Annotated in this window: 17 protein-coding genes and 2 pseudogenes; 5 read left to right on the top strand and 14 right to left on the bottom strand. The window is 70.4% G+C overall.

Annotated elements, in window-relative coordinates; genetic code table 11:
• Positions 1–36: 36 nt before the first annotated feature.
• The 5 genes from ACLIN4_RS34665 to ACLIN4_RS34645 all read right to left on the bottom strand — a co-directional run bounded on the left by ACLIN4_RS34665 (position 37) and on the right by ACLIN4_RS34645 (position 5,457).
• The gene (locus tag ACLIN4_RS34665; RefSeq protein ID WP_411576802.1) at positions 37–1,056 is read right to left on the bottom strand and encodes a LacI family DNA-binding transcriptional regulator; all 1,020 of its coding nucleotides are present in this window, start codon (positions 1,054–1,056) and stop codon (positions 37–39) included.
• A 40-nt stretch (positions 1,057–1,096) separates the two neighbouring features.
• A complete protein-coding gene (locus ACLIN4_RS34660) occupies positions 1,097–2,263 on the bottom strand; it encodes a Gfo/Idh/MocA family protein (RefSeq protein WP_289908198.1) in 1,167 nt (388 codons plus the stop codon).
• On the bottom strand, positions 2,260–3,027 hold the full coding sequence (locus ACLIN4_RS34655) for a ThuA domain-containing protein (protein WP_107477250.1): 768 nt from the start codon (positions 3,025–3,027) through the stop codon (positions 2,260–2,262). Before ACLIN4_RS34655 ends, ACLIN4_RS34660 begins: the two co-directional genes overlap by 4 nt.
• A gap of 219 nt (positions 3,028–3,246) precedes the next feature.
• The gene (locus tag ACLIN4_RS34650) at positions 3,247–3,906 is read right to left on the bottom strand and encodes a ThuA domain-containing protein (protein ID WP_107477251.1); all 660 of its coding nucleotides are present in this window, start codon (positions 3,904–3,906) and stop codon (positions 3,247–3,249) included.
• Positions 3,907–4,818: 912 nt separating this feature from the next.
• Positions 4,819–5,457: a TetR/AcrR family transcriptional regulator gene (locus tag ACLIN4_RS34645; RefSeq protein ID WP_107477253.1), complete on the bottom strand. Its 639-nt coding sequence runs from the start codon at positions 5,455–5,457 to the stop codon at positions 4,819–4,821.
• A gap of 150 nt (positions 5,458–5,607) precedes the next feature.
• Here ACLIN4_RS34645 and ACLIN4_RS34640 point away from each other — a divergent pair, with 150 nt between their 5' ends.
• The 3 genes from ACLIN4_RS34640 (at position 5,608) to ACLIN4_RS34630 (ending at position 9,610) form a co-directional block, all read left to right on the top strand.
• A complete protein-coding gene (locus tag ACLIN4_RS34640) occupies positions 5,608–7,089 on the top strand; it encodes an APC family permease (RefSeq protein ID WP_382020290.1) in 1,482 nt (493 codons plus the stop codon).
• Complete coding sequence (locus tag ACLIN4_RS34635) at positions 7,089–8,186, top strand: alcohol dehydrogenase catalytic domain-containing protein (protein WP_289908201.1); 1,098 nt, start codon at positions 7,089–7,091, stop codon at positions 8,184–8,186. Before ACLIN4_RS34640 ends, ACLIN4_RS34635 begins: the two co-directional genes overlap by 1 nt.
• An 89-nt stretch (positions 8,187–8,275) precedes the next feature.
• Entirely contained in the window at positions 8,276–9,610 is a 1,335-nt protein-coding gene (locus ACLIN4_RS34630) for an NAD-dependent succinate-semialdehyde dehydrogenase (protein ID WP_411576566.1), read from the top strand.
• 583 nt (positions 9,611–10,193) lie between these two features.
• On the opposite strand, the gene ACLIN4_RS34625 is transcribed toward ACLIN4_RS34630, so the two are convergent.
• The 4 genes and pseudogenes from ACLIN4_RS34625 to ACLIN4_RS34610 form a co-directional block, all read right to left on the bottom strand.
• On the bottom strand, positions 10,194–10,454 hold the full coding sequence (locus tag ACLIN4_RS34625; protein WP_179342373.1) for a hypothetical protein: 261 nt from the start codon (positions 10,452–10,454) through the stop codon (positions 10,194–10,196).
• Positions 10,455–10,807: 353 nt separating this feature from the next.
• Complete coding sequence (locus tag ACLIN4_RS34620; RefSeq protein ID WP_289908204.1) at positions 10,808–11,611, bottom strand: SAM-dependent methyltransferase; 804 nt, start codon at positions 11,609–11,611, stop codon at positions 10,808–10,810.
• A gap of 295 nt (positions 11,612–11,906) precedes the next feature.
• A pseudogene (locus ACLIN4_RS34615) lies at positions 11,907–12,456 on the bottom strand (ATP-binding cassette domain-containing protein); the annotation flags it as partial.
• A 118-nt stretch (positions 12,457–12,574) separates the two neighbouring features.
• Positions 12,575–13,228 (bottom strand): annotated as a pseudogene (locus ACLIN4_RS34610) (ATP-binding cassette domain-containing protein).
• Positions 13,229–13,527: 299 nt separating this feature from the next.
• Between ACLIN4_RS34610 and ACLIN4_RS34605 the strand changes: the two are divergent.
• Positions 13,528–14,166: an NAD(P)H-dependent oxidoreductase gene (locus ACLIN4_RS34605; RefSeq protein WP_381915416.1), complete on the top strand. Its 639-nt coding sequence runs from the start codon at positions 13,528–13,530 to the stop codon at positions 14,164–14,166.
• A gap of 411 nt (positions 14,167–14,577) precedes the next feature.
• On the opposite strand, the gene ACLIN4_RS34600 is transcribed toward ACLIN4_RS34605, so the two are convergent.
• The 4 genes from ACLIN4_RS34600 to ACLIN4_RS34585 are packed head-to-tail and all read right to left on the bottom strand — an operon-like array spanning position 14,578 to position 19,185.
• Positions 14,578–15,933 (bottom strand): GH1 family beta-glucosidase, encoded by a 1,356-nt coding sequence (locus ACLIN4_RS34600; protein ID WP_382087190.1) that lies wholly within the window; start codon positions 15,931–15,933, stop codon positions 14,578–14,580.
• Between the two features lie 57 nt (positions 15,934–15,990).
• Complete coding sequence (locus tag ACLIN4_RS34595; protein WP_107477261.1) at positions 15,991–16,830, bottom strand: carbohydrate ABC transporter permease; 840 nt, start codon at positions 16,828–16,830, stop codon at positions 15,991–15,993.
• A gap of 28 nt (positions 16,831–16,858) precedes the next feature.
• The gene (locus ACLIN4_RS34590; RefSeq protein WP_289908206.1) at positions 16,859–17,854 is read right to left on the bottom strand and encodes a carbohydrate ABC transporter permease; all 996 of its coding nucleotides are present in this window, start codon (positions 17,852–17,854) and stop codon (positions 16,859–16,861) included.
• Positions 17,855–17,868: 14 nt separating this feature from the next.
• Complete coding sequence (locus ACLIN4_RS34585; RefSeq protein WP_381915412.1) at positions 17,869–19,185, bottom strand: ABC transporter substrate-binding protein; 1,317 nt, start codon at positions 19,183–19,185, stop codon at positions 17,869–17,871.
• Positions 19,186–19,386: 201 nt separating this feature from the next.
• Between ACLIN4_RS34585 and ACLIN4_RS34580 the strand changes: the two genes are divergently transcribed.
• A complete protein-coding gene (locus ACLIN4_RS34580; protein WP_373420282.1) occupies positions 19,387–20,703 on the top strand; it encodes an ROK family protein in 1,317 nt (438 codons plus the stop codon).
• An 8-nt stretch (positions 20,704–20,711) separates the two neighbouring features.
• Here ACLIN4_RS34580 and ACLIN4_RS34575 read toward each other — a convergent pair whose 3' ends face one another.
• Positions 20,712–23,159: a beta-glucosidase family protein gene (locus ACLIN4_RS34575; protein ID WP_382020299.1), complete on the bottom strand. Its 2,448-nt coding sequence runs from the start codon at positions 23,157–23,159 to the stop codon at positions 20,712–20,714.
• Positions 23,160–23,265 lie beyond the last annotated feature (106 nt).

Here is a 23,265-nt window from a genome sequence, read left to right as displayed (position 1 = left end):
ATCGAGGCCCTCCACCCGTAGCCGTGCGTTGGCCGGTCACGTCTTGTGGGAGGCCGTGCTGGCCCGGACTACGAGGGTGGTCGCCAGTTCGACCCGGCGGCTCTCCAGCTCCTCACCGTTGATCAGTCTGAGCAGGGTACGCAGGGCGCTGCCGCCCATCTCCTTGAGTGGCTGGCGCACGGTCGTCAGGGCGGGCGAGACCCAGCGGGCTTCGGGCAGGTCGTCGAAGCCGATGACACTGATGTCGTCGGGCACCCGCAGACCGACTTCGGCCAGGGCCTCATAGCCGCCGATGGCCATGTGGTCGGAGCAGATGAAGAGAGCGGTCGGAGGTTCGGGCAGTGCGATGAGGGCCCGGACCTGCTCGGCTCCGCCGGCCCGTTCGTAGGTGCCGTGTCGCAGCAGCTCGGGTGGCACGTCGATGCCGGCGGCGGCCATGGCCGAGCGGTAGCCTGCGATGCGGGCCCGGGCGTAGAGGTGGTCGGGCGGTCCTGTCACCAGACCGATGCGGCGGTGCCCTCGTTCCAGGAGGTGGACCGTTGCCTCGTATGCGCCGGACCAGTTCGTGGTGCCTACTGACATCACGTCGGGCGATGGATCGCTGAGCGGATCGATGACGACGCAGGGCACTTGTGCCCGTCGCAGCCGTGCCACCTGGTCCGCTGTCGGCTCGATCAGGCCGAGGACCACGCCGGCGCTGCCGCGTTCGAGGATGCGGTCCACCCAGTCCGGGCCCGGCTGCCTGCCCATGGGCGGGGAGGCGCGCGCCACGGAGATCACCACGTGCACACCGGCCCCGTAGGCCGCCGCTTCCATGCCGCTGGCGACGCTGGCGGGCCACGAGCCGTCGAGCCCGCTCATCACCAGGTCCACGGTCCGGACGGTGGGCCCCGTGGCGCGGACGCCGCGCCGTACGTACCGGTGCTCACGCACAGCCGAGTCCACCTTGGCGCGAGTGTCCGGCGAGACGTCCGTCCGGTCGTTCAGAACCTTCGAGACGGTGGAGACCGACACTCCCGCCGTCTCGGCGATCTGGGCGAGGGTGGGGCGCGGCAGCCGGCTCGCGGCCTCACGCCCTTTGTCCGCCGACGTGACGTCATCCAGCACGGTGCAGTCCTCTCGGTGTGACGGTCAGCGCCTCGCCCGCCGACGGCCAGGCCCGCAGGCGTGCCGCCTCGGGTCCGGTCGCGACCGTGAGTGCCTCGGTCAAGGCCTCGTCGAGCAGCGACTCGATGTGCACCCGGCGGTCCGTGTGCGCGGAGGCCACGGCGGCCGACACCATGGCGAGACTGAGCACGTTACCGTGCACCTCCCCGCTGGGTGTGACGCCGGTGCGCAGCGCGTGGACGAACTCCGCGAGCGCGCCCGCCACCCCTTCCGGACCGCACGCCTCCAGCCCGTTCCCGCCTTCCACGAGCGGTACGGCGTCGGCGTCGCGGAACTCGGCCTCGGGCGGGTGCTCACCGTCCCAGGAGACCGATCCCAGCTCGCCGCTGAGCCGCCAGGCCCCGTTCCAGGAGGTCTCCAGGCCCGGGCTGCACCAGCTGCCGTTGTAGACGTATCGGGTGCCGCCGGTCATCTCGAAGACGGCCGTGGCCGCGGCGTCGCCCGCGTACCAGCTCCAGGAGGGGTTGTACGACTCGCAGCGCACCGACACCGGTTCCGCGTCCAGGAACCAGCGGGCGGTGTCGAAGGCGTGGATCGCCATGTCGAGGAGGAGCGGCTGCGCCACGGTCTCGCGGAATCCGCCGAACCGCGGTGCCCGGAAGAAGTCGGTGGTGAGGATGCCGTGCCTGCCGAGCAGGCGCGCGCGGACCCGGAAGGCGGCCAGGTGCCGGTGGTAGCGGCGCGACTGACTGACCATGAACAGTTCACCCGCAGCCTCGGACGCGGCGGCCAGTCGCAGTGCCTCGGGCACGGTGGCGGCCACAGGCTTTTCCCCGAGGACCGGCAGCCCGAGGGAGAGTGCCTGAAGGGTCACGGGCAGGTGCGCCTCGGGAACCGTCACGTCCACAACTGCGTCGGGCCGGGTGGCCGCCACCAGCGCGGCCAGATCATGTCCGGTGGGCACCCCCGGCACGCCCGCCCGGCGCACCAGCGTCTCGGCTGCGGCGGGGACGAGGTCGACGACGCCCGCGAGTTCAGTGTCCGGCGAGGCCAGGATCGCCCGTAGCCAGAGGCGGGCCATGGCGCCGGCCCCCACGACCAGGACGCGCAGGGGACCGCTGCCGGGCGGCAGCTGCCTGAAGGACGGGGGTCTCACGCCGGTGCGCCCCCGGGCTCGAACCAGCCGGCTTCGCTGTGGACCAGCCGGGGCGCCGGCCGGTTCGCCTCGGGAGCCGCCCAGCGCACGGCATTGGCGATGACGCGGCGCACGTGTGGATGGTGGTAGACGGGATAGTCCTGATCTCCGGGGCTGAAGAAGAAGATCTTCCCGTGGCCGCGCCGGAAGGCGCAGCCGCTGCGGAACACCTCCCCGCCGCTGAAGGAGCTGACGAAGACCAGTTCGTCGGGGGCGGGGATGTCGAAGAACTCCCCGTACATCTCCTGCTCGTCGATGACGAACGGGTGGGGCACGCCGGCCGCCACGGGATGCGAGGGGGCCACTGTCCAGACGACCTCGCGGTCACGCTCACTGCGCCAGCGCAGCGTGCAGCTTGTGCCCATGAGACGGGTGAAGATCTTCGACCAGTGCCCGGAGTGCAGCACGATCAGACCCATTCCTGCCAGCACCCGGCGGTGCACCCGTGTCACGACCTCTTCCGACACCTCGCGGTGTGCCAGATGCCCCCACCAGGTGAGCACGTCCGTCGTGGTAAGCACGTCTTCGGTCAGTCCGTGCTCCGGCTCGTCCAGCGTCGCGGTCCGTACCCTGGCCCCCTCGCCCAGGTGCTCGGTGACAGCCCCCGCCACCGCTCCGTGCATGCCCTCCGGGTAGCGCGCGGCGACCTCGGGGTTCTGCCGCTCGTGGCGCCCCTCGCTCCAGACGGTGACCCGCAAGGGAAACGGTGAGGCTGAGGACGTCATGGCTTCTCCTTCGGTGCGCTGCGGGCGGCCGGGACACCGCAGAACACCTGCGGGGAGCGGGCCGTCGCCGGTGGGACGGATTGCGGAAGTACCGGTACACGTTCGACGAAGTTTTCGAAAAAATCTTGCGGGACAGTGGGAGGCAGGGGCGGACGCCGTCCAGGTGGCCAGGGAAGCGGCACGGACGCCGCCGATGGTGTCCGCCGCTCCACCGGCGTGTCACCGGCTGGCCCAGAGCAGGCCGCGCTCGATCAGCGCGCGCACCTCGGGGGTGGCCAAGTCGCTCGGCCGACGGCCGAGGGCGGAGGCGAAGACCCGGCCGCGCCCCCACGTCCTGGTCCACACCGCCGGTACGGCCGAGGCTTCCGGCCGCTGTTCGTCGCCGTCGAAGGTGATGGTGGCCAGGACGTCGATCAGGGGGTCGTTGAGCAGCCAGTACCGTTCGGCATCGGTGTCGAAGTCGGAAAGACCGTCGATCACCGGGTGGTCGGCTCGCTCCGCTGCCAGCCGCACCCGGCGACGGCCCGTCTCCGACGGCTCCAGCTGGAACCTCCCCCCGACGAGCAGCTGGCAGTCGAGGTCCTCGGGGAAGGCGTCGACGAGCCCCGCATGCCAGCCGGCGAGTCCCGTACCAGCCTGGACGGCTGCCCGCAGTCCGGCACTCTCCCGGGGCGTGATGTCGCCACCGGGCCAGCACTGCACCACCAGGTCGGTCTCCGCCAGGAGCTTCTCGTCCTCGTAGACCTCCAAGCAGTCCTCCACGAGAACATCGAACCCCTGCCGCACGAGAAAGGGCATGAAGAGGTTGGTGGTCTGGACGGGGCAGTGGGCCTTCCGGCCACCGCGCACGATCAACGCCCGTCTTCTGGCATGGCTCATGGTGCTCGCTCGGTCCTCTCGGTAGGGGCCGGAAAAGCGGATCGCCAACACTCCGAAACATTGCGAAAAAACGAGTAGCGCCGAGGGGGACTGTAGGAATCGGTACGGCCAGCGTCAAGAGATGTCACGTCACGGCATCGGCCGAGCCAGAGCCCGGAACCCTCACGAGGAGCGACGCCCCGACGCGTTGACGTACGGAACAGCCCGGGACGCCGCTCCCGGTCCTCTCCGCGGAATGGGCTGCAGGCGGTGTAGAGCCTGGTCGCTCACGTGCTCCGATCGAGGTGTCCTCCGCCCGGGCGACCACGGTGGCGGCCTGGCCCTCGTCGATCACGTCGCAGCCGATGCCGAGGGCTTGGTGGCCGACGTCGGCCGACTGCTCGCGGCGGCGCTGACGCGGCGGCATTGAGGACGTCTGCGTCGGTGTCGGCGAGGCCGAAGGCCGCGCCTCCTTGGGCGAAGGCTCGGGCGGTGGCCAGGCCCGTGCCGGAGGTGGCGCAGGAGGGTGAGCGCGGTGAAGACGGCGCCGACCAAGGCCGGGCCGGACAGGCCGAGCGAGGAGTCCAGGGCCCGGCCCGCGACGAGGGAGCCGGCGGCGATGCACATAGGCGGGGCGGGAACCTGATGGCTGCTCTCCCAGGTGGGCACGGCGGCCTCCCCCTCTGTGCGCCCCGACGGTCAGGCCGAACAGGACCCGTTCACCAGATGTGCGGTCGTCGCCATACGCGTTCGCACCGGCAAGCCTGCCGCCGGAAGTCCAGCCTCTCGCACTGGCGCGCCGACGTAGTTGATTCAGCTGCCGAGTCGTTCCCAGGACAGCCCGGCCGGCCTGAGGGTGCTCGGAATGCACCGGGCGGAGAAGGACACAGCAGTCTCCCTCGTCGCCGAGTCCGGGCGTCCCCACCGGACGTGTCAGGGCATGTGCAGGCCGCCGGCCGGCAGGCCCAGCTCCGCTTCTGCGAGCGTGCGGGCAAGGTCGGTGAGGGGCTCCATGCGCTGCCCGGCGCTGGTGTTGATGTACGTGCTGACTCCGTCGACGATGGCGAGGATGCGTACGGCGGCCGCCCACGGATCCTCGCACTGGAACGTCTGCTCCTTCACCCCTTGCGTGATGATCTGCTCGATGCGGCGGCACCAGCGCAGCTCTTGGCCGACGACCTGGTCGTGGAGCACAGGGCGGTAGCGGGACAGGTGCCGGGCGTTGAGCCAGAGCTTGCTGATGTTGTCGAACTCGGCGCCCGAGATCCGGGTGAAGAAGCGCTGGAGGGTGCTCAGGGCTCCGTGGCCTTCGGAATCGGCCTCCGCCTCAGGCAGGAGTCCGTCCAGTTCTGCCGTGGTGGCGCTGGTGAACGCTTCGGCCACAAGTTCCTCGATCACGGGGAAGTAGTGGTGGATGAGTCCGGTCTGGACTCCTAGGCCGTCGGCGATCCGCTGCCGTGTGACGCACTCCAGCCCTTCCTCGAGCCCGACCTGCGCCGCCGCTGCCACGATTTCGCGGCGGCGCTCGGCCGCCGATTTGCGGACTTGCTTCCCAGGACCCCTTGACGTCATGGCGAGGATGCTATTGGCTGTGCAGCCAAATGACAATTGGCTCTACAGCCAATAGCTGGTCGCCGCCCGTACACGAGAAGCTGGCGGCCGACCCCCACCTTGTGAGGGCTGCCGCCAGACGTGCGCCCGTAGCACTGCCAGGAGACGAACGTGGAGCACAACCGCGCCGATGCCGGTGATCTGGCTGAGTACGGCTACGAACAGGAGCTCAAACGCACCCTGTCCGCGTGGGCCGTGTTTGCTCTCGGTTTCGCGACTATCTCCCCGGTGGTCGGCATCTACGCTGTCGTCCAGCTGGGGTTCGTCCTCGCCGGTCCCGCGTGGATCTGGGCGGTCGTCGTCGCCTTCCTGGGCCAGCTGTTGGTCGCCACGGTCTACGCCGAGCTCTCCTCGCAGTTCCCGATCACGGGCGGCGTCTACCAGTGGGTCCGGCGGCTTGGCGGACCACGGCTGGGCTGGCTGGTGGGCTGGATCTATCTCGCCTCGGCCGTCGCCTCCCTGACCACCGTGGCCTACCTCGGTTCCAGCTGGCTGCACATGCTCTTCAGCGACTCGGCGCTGTCACCGGCGACCCATGTGCTGCTCGGGGCGGTCTTCATCGCCGTGGCCCTGGGCATCAATCTGCTGGGCGTCAACCCGGTCAAACACTTCCTCAACGCAGGCATCGTCGCCGAGGGCATTGCTTCCATCGCCGTCAGCGTGTTCCTGCTGCTCTTCGCACGCCACCACGGCTTCAACATCCTGTTCGACACCCTGGGCGCACATGCCGCCTCGGGTGGTTCCGTCACGGCCGGATTCGTGACGTGTCTGGCCGTGGCCGGCTGGGCCTTCCTCGGGTTCGACTCGACCACGCAGGTCGCCGAGGAGACCGAGCAGCCGCGACGCAGCGTGCCCCGGGCTCTGCTCCGCTCCTACGTTTTCGTGGCGTTCACGGTGCTGCTGACGTCGATCGCGGTGACGCTCGCGCTGCGCCGCCCGCAGGACGCCGTCTCGGGGAAGACCGCGGACCCCGTCTTCGACGCGGTGACGCAGAGCCTGGGCGGCTGGAGCGAGAAGCCGTTCATCGTCGTCGTCCTGATCGCCTTCTTCGCCTGCGCCATCTCGATCCAGACCTACATCGGGCGGGCCGTCTACGCCTTCGCGCGGGACCGGCAGCTGCCCTTCTCCGCCCAGCTGGCCAAGGTTGGAGAGCGCCAGATCCCCTGGGTCTCGCTCACCGTGACAGCCGTCCTCGCCGGCCTCGGCCTCCTACTCGGGCTCAACGGCAACGCGGCGGCCACGCTGATCTCCTTCGGGTCCGGCGGCTTCTACTTCATCTTCCTGGCGGTCGCCCTCGTCGCGCTCTCCGCACGCCTTGGCGGCCGTTGGAATCCGTCGGCGGGCGAATTCCGCCTGGGCCGGGCCGGCCTGGCGATCAACGTCCTCGCCGTGGTCTGGCTGCTGTTCGAGGCGGTCAACATCGCCTGGCCCCGCGCCGAACTCGCCCCGCCATCAGGAAGCTGGATCCAGGTCTGGGCCGTGGTCCTGGTCTTCTCCGCGCTGCTCGTCCTCGGCCTGGTCTACATCGCCCTCGCCAAACCCCACACCCGACTCTCCCCCAACATGTCGACCGAAGAAGTTGAGGCTCTCTGATGTCCGCACGCCTCTCCCCCGCCCTCGTCTATGACTCCGTCGCGGGACTGCACACCCGTGAGGTCTCCCACCGGCCCGCCGGACCCGGCGAAGTCGAGATCGATATCCGCGCTGCCGGGGTGTGTCATTCCGATCTGCACATCCTGACGGGCGACTGGCCCACCGACCGCCCCCTCGTACTGGGTCACGAGGCCGCCGGTGTGGTCACACACGCAGGCGACGGCGTCAGCGCGGTGAAGGCGGGCGACCACGTCGTCCTTTCCTGGTTCGCGCCCTGCCGCCGCTGCCGCAAGTGTCTGGCCGGTATGGCGTGGCTGTGCACCGGCACCCAAGCCGTGGCCAACACCTTGCCCGACGGTACGACACCCATCACCGACGCCCAGGGCGAGGAAATCTGGCCCTACCTGGGTCTCGGCGCGTTCACGAGCCGGGTCGTCGTTCCCGAATCAGCCGCAGTCAAAGTTCCCGACGAGCTGCCGTTCGGCGTCGGCGCGCTCCTGGGCTGCTCCATCTCCACCGGCATCGGCGCGGTCATGAACACCGCCGGCGTGCGGCCGGGCGAATCCGCGGTCGTCGTCGGCGCCGGAGGGGTGGGCCTGTCCGTGGTGATGGGCCTGCGTCTGGTGGGGGCCGATCCCATCATCGCCGTCGACCTCTCGCCCGAGCGCCTGGCCGCCGCCGAACGCTTCGGAGCCACCCACACGCTCACCGCCACCACCGACGTGGCCGCCTGGTGCCAGAAGGAACTCGGCGGCGTCGACTACGCCTTCGAGGCCATCGGCAGCCCCAAGGTCATCGAGAGCCTCCCCGGCATGCTCACTTCCGGCGGGGCGGCCGTCCTGGTCGGCATGGCCGCCGCCGACGCGACCGGCGCCTTCAACCTCTTCGACCTTGCCGACCAGGGAAAGCGCATCCTCGGCTGCAACTACGGATCCAGCGTCGGCGCGATCGACATCCCGAAACTGGCCCGCCTCTACCTGGCCAGCCGCCTGCCCCTGGACGAGCTCATCGGCAACGTCCGCCCGCTCGACGAGGCGGCCGCCGCCTTCGAGGACCTCAAGTCCGCCGTCGGGACCCGCACCGTCCTCGAACTGTAGGACCCCACGACGTCGACCGCGCGGACACCTGGACGCGAAGTCGGCGCGGCCGGCCCTGCCACCTCTTCCCCGTACTTCCTGGAGAACCGATGTACGCCGTCACCGACCCCTCCACCGGCACAACCACCCAGACCTACCCGACCGCCACCGACGCCGAGGTGGCCACGGCCGTCGACGCCGCGAACGCGGCCGCCGCCTGGGGACGACGCGCCTCCGTGGCCGAGCGTGCCGCGCTCGTGCGCCGGCTCGGGGATCTGCACGCCGAGCACCGCGCAGAACTGGCGGCAAGCATCGTGCGCGAGATGGGCAAGCCGCTCGACGAAGCGGAGGGCGAGATCGACTTCTGCGTCGACATCTACCACTACTACGCCGACCACGCCGAGGAGTTCCTCGCCGACGAGGAACTCCCCGTCACCTCAGGCCCCGGCCGCGCCGTCGTCCGGCGCAGCCCCGTGGGGGCCCTGCTGGGCATCATGCCGTGGAACTTCCCCGCCTACCAGGTCGCCCGGTTCGCCGCGCCGAACCTCGCCCTGGGCAACACCATCGTTCTCAAGCACGCCCCGCAGTGCCCGGCCACCGCGGCGCTCCTTGAGCGGCTGGTCGCCGAGGCCGGCTTCCCCGCCGGCGCGTACGTCAACGTGTACGCCACCAACGAGCAGATCGCCGAGGTCATCGCCGACCCGCGCATCCAGGGCGTATCCCTGACCGGCTCGGAGCGGGCCGGGGCCGCGGTCGCCGAGACCGCCGGGCGGCACCTGAAGAAGGTCGTCCTCGAACTCGGCGGCTCCGACCCGTTCCTCGTGCTGTCCACCGACGACCTCGACGCCGTCGTGGACGCAGCCGTGGCCGCCCGCCTCGACAACACCGGCCAGGCGTGCAACGCCGCCAAGCGCTTCATCGTCACCTCCGATCTTTACGACGCGTTCGTGGAGAAGTTCACCGCCGCGCTCCTCGCCCGCCAGTCCGGGGCTCCCTTGTCCTCGGTCGCTGCGGCCGACACCCTCGAGCGCCAGGTGGCCGCCGCCGTCGCGGAGGGCGCAACCCTGCACACCGAAGGCGAACGCAGCGGCGCCCACTTCCCGGCCGGGGTCCTCACCGGCCTCACCACCGAGCACGCCACGGCGCGCCAGGAGCTCTTCGGGCCGGTCGCCATGGTCTTCCGCGCGGACGACGAGGAAGACGCGCTCCGGATCGCCAACGACACTCCGTACGGCCTCGGTTCGTACGTCTTCACCACGGACCCCGCACAGGCCGACCGCGTCGCCGACGGCATCGACGCCGGCATGGTGTTCATCAACGGCGTCGGCGCCGAAGGTGCCGAGCTGCCCTTCGGCGGCATCAAGCGCTCCGGCTTCGGCCGCGAGCTGGGTCGCCCGGGCATCGAGGAGTTCGTCAACAAGAAGCTCATCCGCACGGTGGCGTAGGGCACGCGCCACAGTGGAGCCGTCGACGAGCGTGACGAACAGGACGTCGCGGCTGCCCCACCCGGCGGTGAACGTGCGCCCCGTCCGTCTTCAAAGATCATCAGAGGACTGATCACGGCGGGGTGAAACGTCGCCATGAACTCACCGAGCTGGAGTGGGAGTTACTCGCTCCGCTGATACGGCGGGCCGCAACGGGGCGTCTGCGTGTGTCGGACCGGCAGGTCATCAACGGGATGGTCTACAGGATCCGCGCCCAGGACACGCTCTTCCGGCTCCAACCGGTCGGCGAGGGGTTCCGGTTCCTCGTGGTCACCAATGGCCGGTGCGTCGGGGTCGCCGACGCGAAGGAGGGGGCGGAGGCGTCGGGGTCGCCGACGCGAAGGAGGGGGCGGAGGCGTCGGAGCAGCGGTGCGGGGACTCGGCGGACCAGCGGTTTCTGGTGCGACGGGACTGAACGTTACTCGGCCAGCACCGCGCGCCGTCAAGCAGACACGGCGCGAGATGGGGTGGAGCGAGGAGTAGAACCGCCCAACCCACCGGCGGTAGGTCCGTCTTCGAAGAACGAAAAGGTACGTGTCCACGCTCACGTACCGGTGGGCCGAAGTTCCGATGCTTCAACGTACGTGGTGGCGAACTGGTCGATCCGTTCGTATCCGGTACGCAGCAGGAAGGTGTTGAGGCGGCCGTAGGACTTGGCACCCAGGATGAAGGAGTGCGGTTCGGGGTTGCGCAGGGCGTCGATGCCGACGGAGGGCTGGGCCAGGCAGTTGCCGTCGGCGGAGCCGAGCAGGGGGGCGGAGAGCTTCATGGGGGCGCCGGTGGCGTAGCACTCGTGAACCTGCACTGCCGGCAGATCGTGGCGTCGCCCGTGTACCCGGTCTCGGGCGGCTGTCCAGGCCAACTTCCCGGCGCCGAGGAGCAGAACGGTTCCGGTCCAGCGGGCGGAGTCGCGGGTGTCGGGGAGGGCGCGGCCTCACCTTCCGCTGTCCTTCTCCGTCGTGCTGGACGGAGCCCGTGAACGAGGGACCCGGGAGAGCGTACGGCCGCGCCGTCCGGGCGGGCGGCCCACCCGCCCGCAGGACCGGGTGCTGAGCGTGATCGTGGATGAGCGGCGCACCTGCCGAACGCGCCTTCCTTCAGCCGTGCCTCTCGTCGGCGGCACGAGCATGCGCGGGACTGCCCGAGCGGCAGGCCGGGTCACTTCTTGACCGCGACACCGCAGACGGAGACGTCGACCATGCCCTCCTCGGGCTGGTCGGCGTCCGGTCGCCAGGTGACCGTGGGCACGACCCCCGGCTCCACCAGCTCCAGCCCGGTGAAGAAGGACGCGATCTGCTGAGGCGACCGCAGGCGGTAGGTGTTGGCCGACTGCTCGTTGTAGGCCCCGACCGCCGTGTTGAGCGCCTCGTTGGTGTTCGTTCCGTCGCTCAGGGCCAGGTAACTGCCCGAGGGCAGGGCCGACATCAGCGTGCTCACCAGCTCGGCGGGGCGTTCGGCGTCGGAGACCTGCCCGACGATGCCCAGCATGGTCAGGGCGACCGGGCGGCCGAGGTCCAGGGTCTTGGCGGCCTCGGCCAGGATGTGGTGCGGGTCCCGGACGTCGGCGTCGACGTAGGCGCAGGCGCCCTCGGTGGTGCTGGTGAGCAGGGCCTGCGCGTGCACCAGGACGAGGGGGTCGTTGTCGACGTACACGACGCGGCTCTCCGGCGCGACGCGCTGGGCCAGTTCGTGCGTGTTGTCGGCGGTGGGCAGGCCGGTGCCGATGTCGAGGAACTGGCGCACACCGGCTTCGCCGGCGAGGAAGCGCACGGCGCGCCCCAGGAACCGCCGCTGCTGCCGTGCGACGGCGGCGAACTCCGGGAAGGTCTTCAGGATCATCTCACCCGCCTCGCTGTCGACGGGGTAGTTGTCCTTGCCGCCGAGCAGGTAGTTCCAGACACGGGCGGAGTGCGGGCGGTCGGTCTGCAGCCTGGCCCTGACGTCTTCACGCGGGTGAGTCATAGGGAAAGCTTCACACAGAGGCGCGGCTCCGTGGTCAACTACCGGAAATCGAAGTCGACTTCCCGGGCTGCGGACGCCGACGGGCCCACGACGGCCCGCCGGTCTTGCAGGACGGCGGCACCGGCCGGGCGTCGCCCGAGGGTGTCCGGACGGTGTGGTCCCGGGGAGCGGCGGCATGACCACCGCCGATCAGCGCTCGCGCCACGGGGCGGCGCAGGGGGGGGCCGAGGGCGACGGCAGGTCGTACGGCCACAAGGGCCGGGTCGCCGACGCCCGGCACGGCGACCTGCGATCAGGACTCGACGATCTCCCCGCGGTGGATCACGCAGACGCGGTGGCTCATGAAGCGGACGACCGACAGGTCGTGCGAGACGAAGAGGTAGGCGACCCCGGACTCCTCCTGGATGTCGAGGAGCAGCTCGAGCACGGTGGCCTGGGTCGTGAGGTCGAGCGCGGAGACCGGTTCGTCGGACGACGAGACGGGGCCGCAGTGCCAGGGCCCGGGCGATGGCGACCCGCTGTCGCTGGCCGCCCGAGAACTCGCGCGGCGGCGGGCCGCGCTCGCCGTGTCGACGCGTTCGCCGTCGAAGGTGATGGTCCCGGACGCGACGGGGACCAGACCGAGGATCGCTCGGCCGATGGTGGTCTTGCCGGAACCGGACTCCCCGGCGAGACCGACGGTCTCGCCGGGCCTGATGCCGAGGTCGACGCCCTTGAGCACCTCGGTGCGCGGCGCGCGTCAGCCCTTCCCGGGGAACGACACCCGCAGGTCCCGGACGGAGAGCAGGTCTTCGGCGGTCGTGTCGGTCATGCGGTGGACGCTCCTTGTCGGGCGGTGCTGCCAGGGGCCGCGTGCGGGGGCGTTGTCGAGGACGGCGCCGAGGAGGGTGCGGGTGCAGGGATCCTGGGGTTGGTGGAGCACCTGGTCGGCGGTACCGGTCTCGACGATGCGGCCCTGACTCATCACCGCGATCCGGTCGCACAGGTCGGCGACCACGCCCAGATCGTGGTGACGAGCAGGACACCCAGGCCGCGCTCCTCGCGCAGGCGGCGCAGCAGGTCGAGGATCTCGGCCTGGACGCGGACGTCCAGGGCGGTGGTGGGTTCGTCGGCGACGAGCAGGGAGGGGTCGCAGGAGATCGCGCCGGCGATCAGGACCCGCTGGGCCATGCCGACGGAGATCTCGTGCCGGTAGCGGCGTACGACCTGCTCCGGCGCCGGGATCTCGACCTGGCGCAGCAGGTCGACGGCCCGCTCGGCGGCCTCCTTGCGGGACAGACCGAGGATCTGCCGCATCGGTTCGGTCAGTTGACTGCCGACCGTGAACGCCGGGTCGAGGTTACTCATGGGCTTCCGGGACGTACGCGACGGTCATGCCGCGCAGGGCCCGGTGCTCGCGCCGAGGGAGCCCCGTGTCTCCCGGCCCGCCAGGAGGATGCCGCCGGCGCTTAGCCGACCACCCTCGGGCAGGATGCCGAGGATGGAGAAGGCGGTCTGTGTCTTGCCCGACCCCGACTCGCCGACCAGGCCGACGATCTCGCCGCGGCCGACGTCGAGGTCGACGCCGTGGACGACCTCCTTGTCGGTGCCGTCCGGCCGGGCGTACGCGGCCCGCACCCGCGCAGGGACAGCAGGCCGGCGCGCTCGGCGTCGTCGCCGGTCGCGGCCGGCGACACCGGTGGCGGGGTGCGGCCGGCACGTCCGGTCGGCTCGCTCGTCCGGTCCTCCAGTGATCCAGCCGAGCGGTACCTGAGGTTGGGCCCTTAACCTGCCGATCCTGGTCGGCAGTTCGAGGTCTCCGCTCCGGCCTCGTCGGCAAAGGGGATACGGATAATGGTGAGTAGGCGCCTTGCAGCGCTCCAGTGTCTGGCTCCCGTCCGACGGGGCCGACGTCGTCTGTGTCGACTGGGGGAACCATGCGCGTAGCGGTCTATCTTGCTCACCCGCGTCCGGGGAGCTTCAACCACGCCGTGTTCGACGCCGTGATTGAAGAGCTGCATGAGGGAGGAGCCGAGGTGGTGGCGCACGACCTCTACGCGGAAGGGTTCCCGGCCTTGCTCTCCGCCGACGAGACGGGGACGGTCGAATCGGCAGGGCACTCCCCGGACGCGCAGCTGGCGCTGCACCGGGAAGAGCTGCCCACTTTGGACGCCATGGTGTTCGTGCACCCGAACTGGTGGGGTATGCCGCCCGCCGTCCTCACGGGTTGGGTGCAGCGGGTCCTGGCGCCGGGCGTCGCGTACAAGCTGGAGACGGCGGAGGGCGAACCCGCCGGGTTGCTGAAGGCCGGACGAGCCCTCGTGCTGAACACCTCCGATACTCCCGCCGACCGGGAGGAGAGCGAATTCGGTGATCCACTGCAGAGTGTCTGGGCGGCATGCGTGCTGCCGTACGTGGGAGTCTCCGACGTACGCAGGGTCGTCTTCCGCACTGTCACCGGCTCGCTCCCCGAAGAACGCGCCACCTGGCTGGCGGACGCACGCAAGCAAGCGGCAGCGCTCCTCCGGCCCCGCGTGGCAGTCCACGTCACCGATACAGACCTGATGCCGAGGTAGCGGCGAGACCTCTCGCGACCGGTGCCCTCCGGCGGATGGTCACATCTGCCGACGGAGCCGACCGCCCGAATCAGCCTGCCCATCGTGTGTCCTCACGGGAAGCGTGGGAGCGGTTGTGCAACGAACTTCGTTAACGCACCTTGGTGCCCGGGGCGTGAAGCAGGGCGGCGAGGTGTCCTTCACGGCCACCGGGTTTCCGGCCGGGGGCACGCCGAGCGTCAAGTTCGATGACAAGACGCTGCTGAGGCAGTTCACCGGCGGCGACGACGGAAGCGTCTCGGGCTCGGGCTCTGTCCCCGCCGACGCGAGCGTCGGCGGCGGGCCTGGTCACGGCCGTCCGTCATGTCCGCGAAGCTCCCGCCGGCGCACGCGCGTCCGCCCGCAGGAGCCCTCCGCCCTCCGGGCCGCGGGTCAGGCCTGGATCTGCTGATGAGCGCGGATGATGTCCGCGTACCGGCGGCCGCTCGACTTGATGGTGCGCGCCTGGGTCGCGTAGTCGACGTGGACGAGGCCGAAGCGCTTGTCGTAGCCGTAGGCCCACTCGAAGTTGTCGAGCAGGGACCAGGCGTAGTAGCCGGCGAGCGGGGCGCCCTTGCGCACGGCGCGAGCGCAGGCGCTGACGTGCTGCTCCAGGTAGCGGGCCCGTTCCGTGTCGTCGATGGTGCCGTCGGGGGCGACGGTGTCGGGGAAGGCTGAGCCGTTCTCGGTGACGTACAGCTTGCGGACTCCGTAGTCGTCGGTCAGCCGCATCAGGAACGCCTCCAGGCCGTCGGCGTCGATCTGCCAGTCCATGCCGGTGCGGGGCACGTCGGGCAGTTGGACCTCGCGGGCGTACGGGACGGGGCCGGCCGGGTCGTCTGCGACCGTGACCGGGAAGTAGTAGTTGAGGCCGTGCCAGTCGAGCGGGGCGGCGATCGTGTCCAGGTCGCCCGGTCGTTCCGGCAGGTCCACGCCGTACAGTTCGCGCATGTCGGCGGGGAAGCCTCGGCCGTAGACCGGGTCGAGCCACCATCGGTTGGTGTGGCCGTCCATGCGGGTGGCCGCCGCGAGATCCTGCGGGCGGGTCGAGGCGGCTTCCACGGTCGAGTGGTTGGTCACGAGCCCTACCTGAACGCCCGGTGCCGCCGCGCGGATCGCCTGCGCGGTCAGTCCGTGGCCGAGGAGCAGGTGGTACGAGGCGTGCACGGCGGCGGTGAGGTCGGTGAGGCCGGGAGCCATCCTGCCTTCCAGGTGGCCGATCCACCCGGAGCACAGGGGTTCGTTCAGGGTGGCCCAGCGGGTGACGCGGTCGCCGAGCCGTCCGGCGACGGCGGAGGCGTAGGCGGCGAGGTGTCCGGCGGTGTCGCGTACGGTCCAGCCGCCGCGGTCCTGGAGGGCCTGGGGGAGGTCCCAGTGGTAGAGGGTGATGTTGGGGGTGATGCCGGCGTCGAGGAGGGCGTCGACGAGGCGGTCGTAGAAGTCGAGGCCGGCCGCGTTGACGGGTCCGTCGCCGGTGGGCATCACGCGGGGCCAGGCGATGGACATCCGGTAGGCGTCGGTGCCCAGTTCCTTCATGAGGGCGATGTCCTCGGGCCACCGGTGGTAGTGGTCGCAGGCCTCGTCGCCGTGGTCGTCGTTGTCGATCTTGCCGGGGGTGTGGGAGAAGGTGTCCCAGATCGACGGTGCCCGGCCGTCCTCGGTGGCGGCGCCCTCGATCTGGTAGGCGGAGGTGGCCGTGCCCCAGGTGAAGTCGGCGGGGAAGGCGGCGAGGTCTATCGAATCGGACACAGAGGGTGCCTCTCTGGGGTGGTCGGAGAAGTGAGTGAGGAAAGAGGACGCGGGCCGCTACTTGACGGCACCGGCGGTCAGACCGGCGACGAGGTAGCGCTGGAGGAGCAGGAAGCCGGCGACGACGGGCAGACTCACGACCAGGGAAGCGGCCATGATCTGGTTCCAGTACACGTCGTTCTGGGTGGAGTAGCCCTGCAGACCGACGGCGAGGGTGCGGGTGGTGTCGTTGGTCATGACGGAGGCGAAGAGGACCTCTCCCCAGGCGGTCATGAACGCATAGACGGCGACCGCCACGATGCCCGGTATCGCGGCGGGCACGATGACCCGGAAGAGGGCGCCGAGCGGCCCGCAGCCGTCCACTTTCGCCGCTTCGTCGAGGTCTCTGGGCACCGAGTCGAAGTAACCGATCAGCATCCAGATGGAGAAGGGCAGCGAGAAGGTGAGGTAGGTGAGGATCAGGCCGCCACGGGACCCGAAGAGCGCGATGCCGGTGGCGTTGCCGATGTTGACGTAGATGAGGAAAAGCGGCAGCAGGAAGAGGATGCCGGGGAACATCTGGGTCGACAGCACCGTCACCGTGAAGACGCGTTTGCCGCGAAAGGTGTAGCGGCTGACCGCGTAGGCGGCGAACACGGCGATGGTGACGGAGCAGACGGTCGCCGCGCCGGCCACGATCAGCGAGTTCATGAAGTAGTCGGCCAGCGGGACCGTGTTCCAGATGTCGAAGTACGGGCGGACGGTCAGGCTCGAAGGGATCCACTGGAACTTGCCGGACACGTCCTGGAGCGGCTTGAGCGAGCTGGAGATCATGACGTACACCGGCAGCAGTACGAAGCCGGCGAGGAGGGTCAGGAAGATCCGTCGGCTCCACAGGAAGGACTGCGGGGCAGCCATCGGGGAGCGGACCTGACGCCGGGACTGGCTAGGCATCGGTGGCCTTCCTTCCTCGGGACGTGAACCAGAGGTAGGCGCCCGTCACCACGAGCAGGAACAGCAGCAGGAGGACCGACATGGCGGATCCGGTGCCGAAGTTCCAGGTCTGGAACGAGGACTGGTAGATGTGCAGGGAGATGAGGTCGGCCGCCTCGGGCGCCGCCTCGCCGAAGAGGACGAACGGCGTGTTGAAGTCGTTGAACGTCCACAGGAACAGCACCAGGACGAGGACCTGGTTCACCGGGCCCAGCGCCGGCAGGGTGATGCGGCGGACCTGCTGCCACACGCCCGCGCCGTCGAGGGCGGCGGCTTCGTAGATCTCCCGGGGAATGTTCTGCAGCCCGGCCATGACGATCAGGAAGGCGAAGGGCCAGCCCTTCCACACCGAGACGATGAGCAGGGCGAAGAAGCTGTTGTCGCCGATCAGCCAGAACGGCGCGCTGTCGGTCAGGCCGAGCTGGTCGTGCACGACGTGGTTGATGAGTCCGTTGTCGCGCTGGAACATGAACGCCCACGTGATGACGGCGGCGTATACGGGCAGCGCGTACGGGACGAGGAAGAGCGTGCGCAGGAAGCCACGGCCGCGGAAGCTCTCCTGCATGAAGATGGCCGCGGCCACTCCGAGCAGCCAGCACAGGCCGACGGAGAGGACGGTGAACAGGCAGGTGGTGAGGAAGGAGCTCAGCAGCGCCTCGCCGACGGGGGCGTTGAAGTCGACGGCGAGGGAGTAGTTGTCGAACGCGGCCCAGGGAGCGGTGCTCCAGTCGCGGATGTAGAACTGGGTCAGCTCCTTGAAGCTGACGACGATGCCGATCACCATCGGCACGAGGTGGACCAAGAGTTCGAGCAGGATCGCGGGGAGCAGCAGGAGGTACGGCAGGCTGATGCGGCGCAGCCGCCCGGAGCGGCTTCTGCGCGGCGCTCCGGGGGGCTTCTTGCGTGCCTTCCGCTCGCCTGAGTCAGGGGTAGCGGTGAGGGTGGTCATGGAGGTGTCCGTACTCACGTCGTGGGCATCTGCTGCTGGGCCTTGTCGAGTGCCGCCCGCACCGACTCGGTGGTCACCGGCCGCCCCGCGGCGGCGTCGGCGAAGAGCTCCTTGACCGCGGTGCCGACGAGGGTCTCGAACTGGGACTCCTCGGGGACCTGCGGCAGGGCGGTGGCGCTGTTCGTGAGGGTTTCGCGCAGGACGGCGAGTGAAGGGGTGTTGAAGGCCGGGTCCTGCTGGGCGGTCTTGACCGGCGGGATGGAGCCGTAGGCCTTGTTGAGGACGACCTGCTCCTCGTCGCTGGTCATGAACTTGACGAACTTCTTGGCGCCGTCGATGTTCTTGGTGTTCTTGAAGACGGCCATGTTGATGCCGGCGACCAGGGAGTTGGTGGCCTTGTCCTGACCGGGCTGGCCGGACTGCACCGGGGCGGGTGCCACTCCCCATTCGTCGTCGTTCATGCCGTGGGTCTTGAAGGTGGCGGAAGCGGTCTGCCACAGCACCATGCCCGTCTTGTCCTTGGCGAAGTCGCTCAGGGACTGGTTCTGCGCGTACTCGGCGTTGCCCGGCGCGACGATCTTGTCCTTGGCCATCAGGTCGACGTACTGCTTCACCGCGGCGACCGCACCGTCGGAGGTGAAGTCCGGCTTGCCGTCGGAGGTGAAGAAGTCGGCGCCGTGCTGCTTGCCGAGGACGAAGACCTGATGGATGTTGTTGGAGAGGTTGGAGCCCTCGGCGCCGAGGCCGTTGTGGCCCTTGGCGGTGAGCTTCTTGCCGGCGGCGACCAGCTCTTCCCAGGTGGCCGGAGGCTTCGCTATCCCGGCCTCGGCGAAGAGCTTCTTGTTGTAGTAGAGCGCGTAGGCCATGGAGTACAGCGGTACGGCGGCCGGGTCCTGACCCTGGGTGCCGGTGGAGCCGAGAGCGGACTCGATGAATCGGTCCTTGCCGCCGATCGCCTCGAAGTTCTTCGCGTCCCAGGGCAGCAGGGCGCCGCTGGCCTGGAGGGAGGCGCTCCAGGTGTTGCCGATGTTGAGGACGTCCGGGCCCTGGCCCGACGTAGTGGCGGTGAGGATCCGGTTCAGCAGGTCGGACCACGGCACGACCTCCAGCTTCACCTTGATGCCGGTCTGCTTCTCGAACTTGTCGAGTTCGGGCTGGAGGACCTTCTTGTCCACCTCCAGGTTCGCGCCCTGGTTCGAAGCCCAGTAGGTGAGCGTCTTCGGCTGCTCGTTGGAACCCTCCGAGCCGGAAGTGCCCCCGCCGCAGGCGGCCGCGGTGAGAACGAGTGACAGGGTGACGGCGCCGACGGCTGCGGCTCTGATTCTGCGCATGACTTCAGGTGGCCCTTCCGGGGAGGTGAACGGACTTCGCCTGCGGGGAGGGTGCGACACGAGTGGCGTCCCGGTTCGATCCCTGAAGTGTCCCGCCGCTTAATTCACGGTGTGAGTTAAACCTCGTGTGAAGGTCGCGTCAAGGGCTCGGGCCCATGTAAGTTGCATGCAGGACATCGGAGACGAGGTGGCACAGTGAAGATGCGCAGCGGCCGTACGGTGCGTGACCTGCGGCGAGAGAATCGCACGGCGGTGTTGCAACGATTGTATTTCGACGGGCCCCTGAGCCGTTTCTCGCTGGGCCCGGCCACCGGGCTGAGTTCGGGCTCGGTGAGCAACGTGGTGTCCGAACTGGTCGCCGAGGGCTTGGTCGAGGAAGCCGGCAGCGTGGACTCGGCCGGCGGCCGCCCCCGTACGCTCCTGCGCATCAGCGCGAACAGCGGCTACCTGATCGGCGTGGACGTCGGGGAGACGCGGGTGCGGATCGAGCTGTTCGACCTGGCTCTCACCGAACTCGCCCGGCTGGAGCGCCCGTTGACGTCCGATAGTCCGCGCCGCGTGGACCGCTACGACGTCGGCGTGGTGGTCGGTCATCTCCGCGAAGGCATTCCCGAGGTCCTGAGCCAGGCCGGTATCCCGGCGGAGCGGCTGCTGGGCGTCGGCATCGGCGTGCCGGGAATCGTCGCCGGGAGCGCGGAGGACGGCGCCGTGGTGCACGGGCAGACCATCGGCTGGGACGCCGTCCCGTTGGAGCGGCTGCTGCGCGAGTCCCGGCTGCTGCCCGAGACCGTGCCGTACTACATAGACAACGGCGCCAAGACGCTCGGCCAGGCGGAGATGTGGTTCGGCGCCGGGCGGGGCGCGCAGAACGCCGTGGTGGTCCTCTTCGGCTCCGGTGTCGGCGCCTGCGTCGTCACCGACGACATGCGGTCCGGCAAGGCACTGGAGTGGGGACATCTGACCGTACGGGTACGGGGCCGGCAGTGCCGCTGCGGCGCGAAGGGCTGCCTGGAGGCGTACGCCGGGTCCGAAGCGCTCCTGGACCGGTGGGTGGAGGCGGGCGGGCGGCCACCGACCGGCGCGGACGAGGAGACCGCGCTGACCGCGATGCTCGCCGCCGCGTACCCCGTCCCCGACGCCGAGGGAGTCACTCCGACGGCCGACGCGACCGCACTGGCCGTCCTGGAGGAGACCGCCGAGTACCTCGGCGCGGGCTTCTCCGACCTGATCAACCTCTTCCAGCCCGAACGGATCCTCGTGGGCGGCTGGGCGGGGCTCCAGCTCGGCCGGCGATTCCTCGACACGGTGCGGACGTACGCCGCTTCGTACTCGCTGAAGTACCCGGCCTCGCACGTCGAGATCGACCTCGGCACGCTCGGACCGGACGCCGTCACCGTCGGCGCCGCGATCCTGCCGCTCGCCGACTTCTTCGCCCGTGGTGGCCGCCGCCCCGAGGCGGATCCGGAGCAGCAGGGCCCCGTCTGGCAGTCCAGCCTGCGGGAACGGGCAGCGCAGTGAGGAGGGACTCAGCGGGTGAACGCCCGTCGCTCGACCGTCACCTCCCCCGCCCACCGCAGGTCCCCCGCCGACCTGCCCACCGTGAGCCGGTACGGACCGGGCTCCGTGGACCAGGCGCGCTCCTCCTGTGACCAGTGGCGCAGCGCGCGGGGCGCCACCTCCACCTCGGCGGTCACCGTCCGGCCCGCCTCCGCCCGGACCGCCACGTAACCGGCGAACCAGCGTACGGGCCGCTCCACGGCAGACCCAGGCCGCGCCACGTACACCTGAACGACCTCCCGCCCCGCGCGGGCCCCGGTGTTGCGCAGACGGACCCGCACGGTGAAAGCTTCGCCCGCCGTGACCCTTGCCGGCGCGTCGACGGCCTCGTACTCCCAGGTGGTGTACCCGAGTCCGTGGCCGAACCAGAAGGCCGGTGCGCGACCGGCCCGCAGCCAGGCCCGATGGCCGACGTGCAGCCCCTCGGCGTAGTCGAGACGACCCTCCGCCGGATGCGTACGCGTCACCGGCGTGTCCTCGAGACAGGCACCCCACGTCGTGGGAAGCCTGCCGCCCGGCTCCTCCAGTCCGAACAGCACGTCGGCGAGTCCCGCACCCGCCTCCTGCCCCGGGAACCAGGCGAGCAGTACCGCGCCCGCCTCCTCCCGCCACGGCATCTCCACCGGGCCGCCGCTGTTTACGACCACGACCGTGCGCGGATTGACCGCGGCCACCGCCCGCACGAGGTCGTCCTGGCGCCCGCCGAGCGACAGGTCGTCCCGGTCGCGCCCCTCTGTCTCGTCCTGCTCGGTGGTGCCGACGACCACGATCGCGGCATCCGCCTCGCGGGCCGCCTCCACCGCGGCCGCCACCGCGCTCTCCGCGTCGGGCTCCGGCGGCGCCGCGGTGACGACGGTGGCTCGCCCGCAGCCGGGGACCAGCTCACGCCGCGCCACGACGTGGACCGGCCGCCGTTTCGAGGTCAGCTCCGTCCGTGCCTGCTGGACGGGTGGATCGACGTGGACGACCGCCGGGTCGTCGGTCTCGCGGGGGAACACGCCGTCCAGGATCGTGTCTCCGTCGACGGTCAGCGTCATCCGGCCGAAACCACCGACACCGAAGGTCCACTCCCCCGTCCGTTGCGGCCGCAGCAGGGCGCTGATCTCCACCGTGTGGGCTCCAGGAGGCAGATCCGGCTCCAGCTGGCGGCCCGAGAGGCGATGCTCGGCGCACAGTTCTCTCCCCGACTCGTCCAGAACGCGCAGCAGCACCCCGGGGGCGCCCGACCTCGGGTCGTCGCACCGGTCGGTGCCGAGCGGGGCTGCAGCGGCGCCTGGCGTCGGACCGGGGGCGTGCACCACCCGGACGCGGCCTCTCAGCCGGGCCCGGACACCGGCCAGGGGGGTCACCACCGCAGACGGGAAGACGCCGGCGCTGCCGCCGCCCTGCGTGCGGGGCGACGCGGCGTGCGCGCCGATGACCGCGACGGTGGAAAGCTCCGCCGGATCGAGGGGAAGCACCCCTCGGTTGCTGAGCAGGACCGAACCGGCCGCGGCGGCCCGGCGCAGCAACGCCCGGGTGTCCAGGGAGCCCCGCAGCGGCAGGTGACGCCGGCGACGGGGAGCGAAGGCGCCCACCCGGTCGGCAAGCCGGAGCAGTCGGCGTACCTTGTCGTCGACCGCCTTCTCCGGTACCCGTCCCTCCTTGACCGCCCGGACCAGCGCCGCTCCCCAGGGGCCCGGCGGCCCGGGCATCGCCAGGTCGAGGGCGGCGCGGGCCGGCCCCTCGGTGGACCGCACCGCGGCCCAGTCGGACACGACGACTCCGTCGAACCCCCACTCCCCCTTGAGGGGCTCGTCGAGAAGGGGGTGGGACGTCATCGTCACGCCGTTGACGGAGTTGTAGCCCGCCATGACGAGCCACACGCCGGCCTCGACGGCCGCCTCGAAGGGGGCGAGGTACACCTCGCGCAGGGTGCGCTCGCACGCCCGGACGTCGACGGTCAGCCGGTCGGTCTCGGAGTCGTTCGCCACATAGTGCTTGGCCGTGGCCGCCACACCGTGGGCCTGGACGCCACGAATCAGCGCGGCCCCGGTACGGCCGGTCAGTTCCGGGTCCTCGGAGAAGCACTCGAAGTGCCGGCCGCCGAGCGGGGTCCGGTGGAGGTTGAGGGTCGGAGCCAGCACCACGTCGACGCCCTTGCGGACAGCCTCCGCGGCCAGCAGCCCACCGAGTTCCTCCACCAGTGCCTCGTCCCACAAGGCTCCCAGGGCCGAGGCGGAGGGCAGCAGCGCGGAGGGGCGCCGCTCGTCCCACGCCTCCCCGCGGACGCCGGCCGGCCCGTCGGACATCACGATCTCCCGCAGTGCGATGCCGTCCTCCCCCGCCGTGCGCCACGTCGTGGCACCGGTGAGCAGACGTACCTTCTGCTCCAGGGTCAGCTTGCCGGTGTGCCGGTCGAGCGTCCTGTCGTCCATGTCCCGTCCTTCTTTCACAACTGCTCGGTCAAGGCCCCGCCGAGGGCCGGGCAGGGCAGAGGGCCCGGCCGCTCTCGCGTGTGCGGGAGTGGCCGGGCCCCGGTAC

Origin of the sequence: Streptomyces mutabilis (genome assembly GCF_046628145.1) — a bacterium.
Taxonomy (GTDB): Bacteria; Actinomycetota; Actinomycetes; order Streptomycetales; family Streptomycetaceae; genus Streptomyces; species Streptomyces mutabilis.
The sequence above is the reverse complement of the archived record's forward strand: the minus strand, read 5'-3'. Positions and strand labels throughout refer to the sequence as shown.

Coding starts and splice junctions, on each gene's coding strand:
- ACLIN4_RS34655 (WP_107477250.1), bottom strand. CDS start 3,027: ATGACGTCCTCAGCCTCACCGTTTCCCTTGCGGGTCACCGTCTGGAGC.
- ACLIN4_RS34595 (WP_107477261.1), bottom strand. CDS start 16,830: ATGGCTGCCCCGCAGTCCTTCCTGTGGAGCCGACGGATCTTCCTGACC.
- ACLIN4_RS34575 (WP_382020299.1), bottom strand. CDS start 23,159: ATGGACGACAGGACGCTCGACCGGCACACCGGCAAGCTGACCCTGGAG.
- ACLIN4_RS34630 (WP_411576566.1), top strand. CDS start 8,276: ATGTACGCCGTCACCGACCCCTCCACCGGCACAACCACCCAGACCTAC.
- ACLIN4_RS34650 (WP_107477251.1), bottom strand. CDS start 3,906: ATGAGCCATGCCAGAAGACGGGCGTTGATCGTGCGCGGTGGCCGGAAG.
- ACLIN4_RS34635 (WP_289908201.1), top strand. CDS start 7,089: ATGTCCGCACGCCTCTCCCCCGCCCTCGTCTATGACTCCGTCGCGGGA.
- ACLIN4_RS34620 (WP_289908204.1), bottom strand. CDS start 11,611: ATGACTCACCCGCGTGAAGACGTCAGGGCCAGGCTGCAGACCGACCGC.
- ACLIN4_RS34590 (WP_289908206.1), bottom strand. CDS start 17,854: ATGACCACCCTCACCGCTACCCCTGACTCAGGCGAGCGGAAGGCACGC.
- ACLIN4_RS34605 (WP_381915416.1), top strand. CDS start 13,528: ATGCGCGTAGCGGTCTATCTTGCTCACCCGCGTCCGGGGAGCTTCAAC.
- ACLIN4_RS34645 (WP_107477253.1), bottom strand. CDS start 5,457: ATGACGTCAAGGGGTCCTGGGAAGCAAGTCCGCAAATCGGCGGCCGAG.
- ACLIN4_RS34580 (WP_373420282.1), top strand. CDS start 19,387: ATGCGCAGCGGCCGTACGGTGCGTGACCTGCGGCGAGAGAATCGCACG.
- ACLIN4_RS34585 (WP_381915412.1), bottom strand. CDS start 19,185: ATGCGCAGAATCAGAGCCGCAGCCGTCGGCGCCGTCACCCTGTCACTC.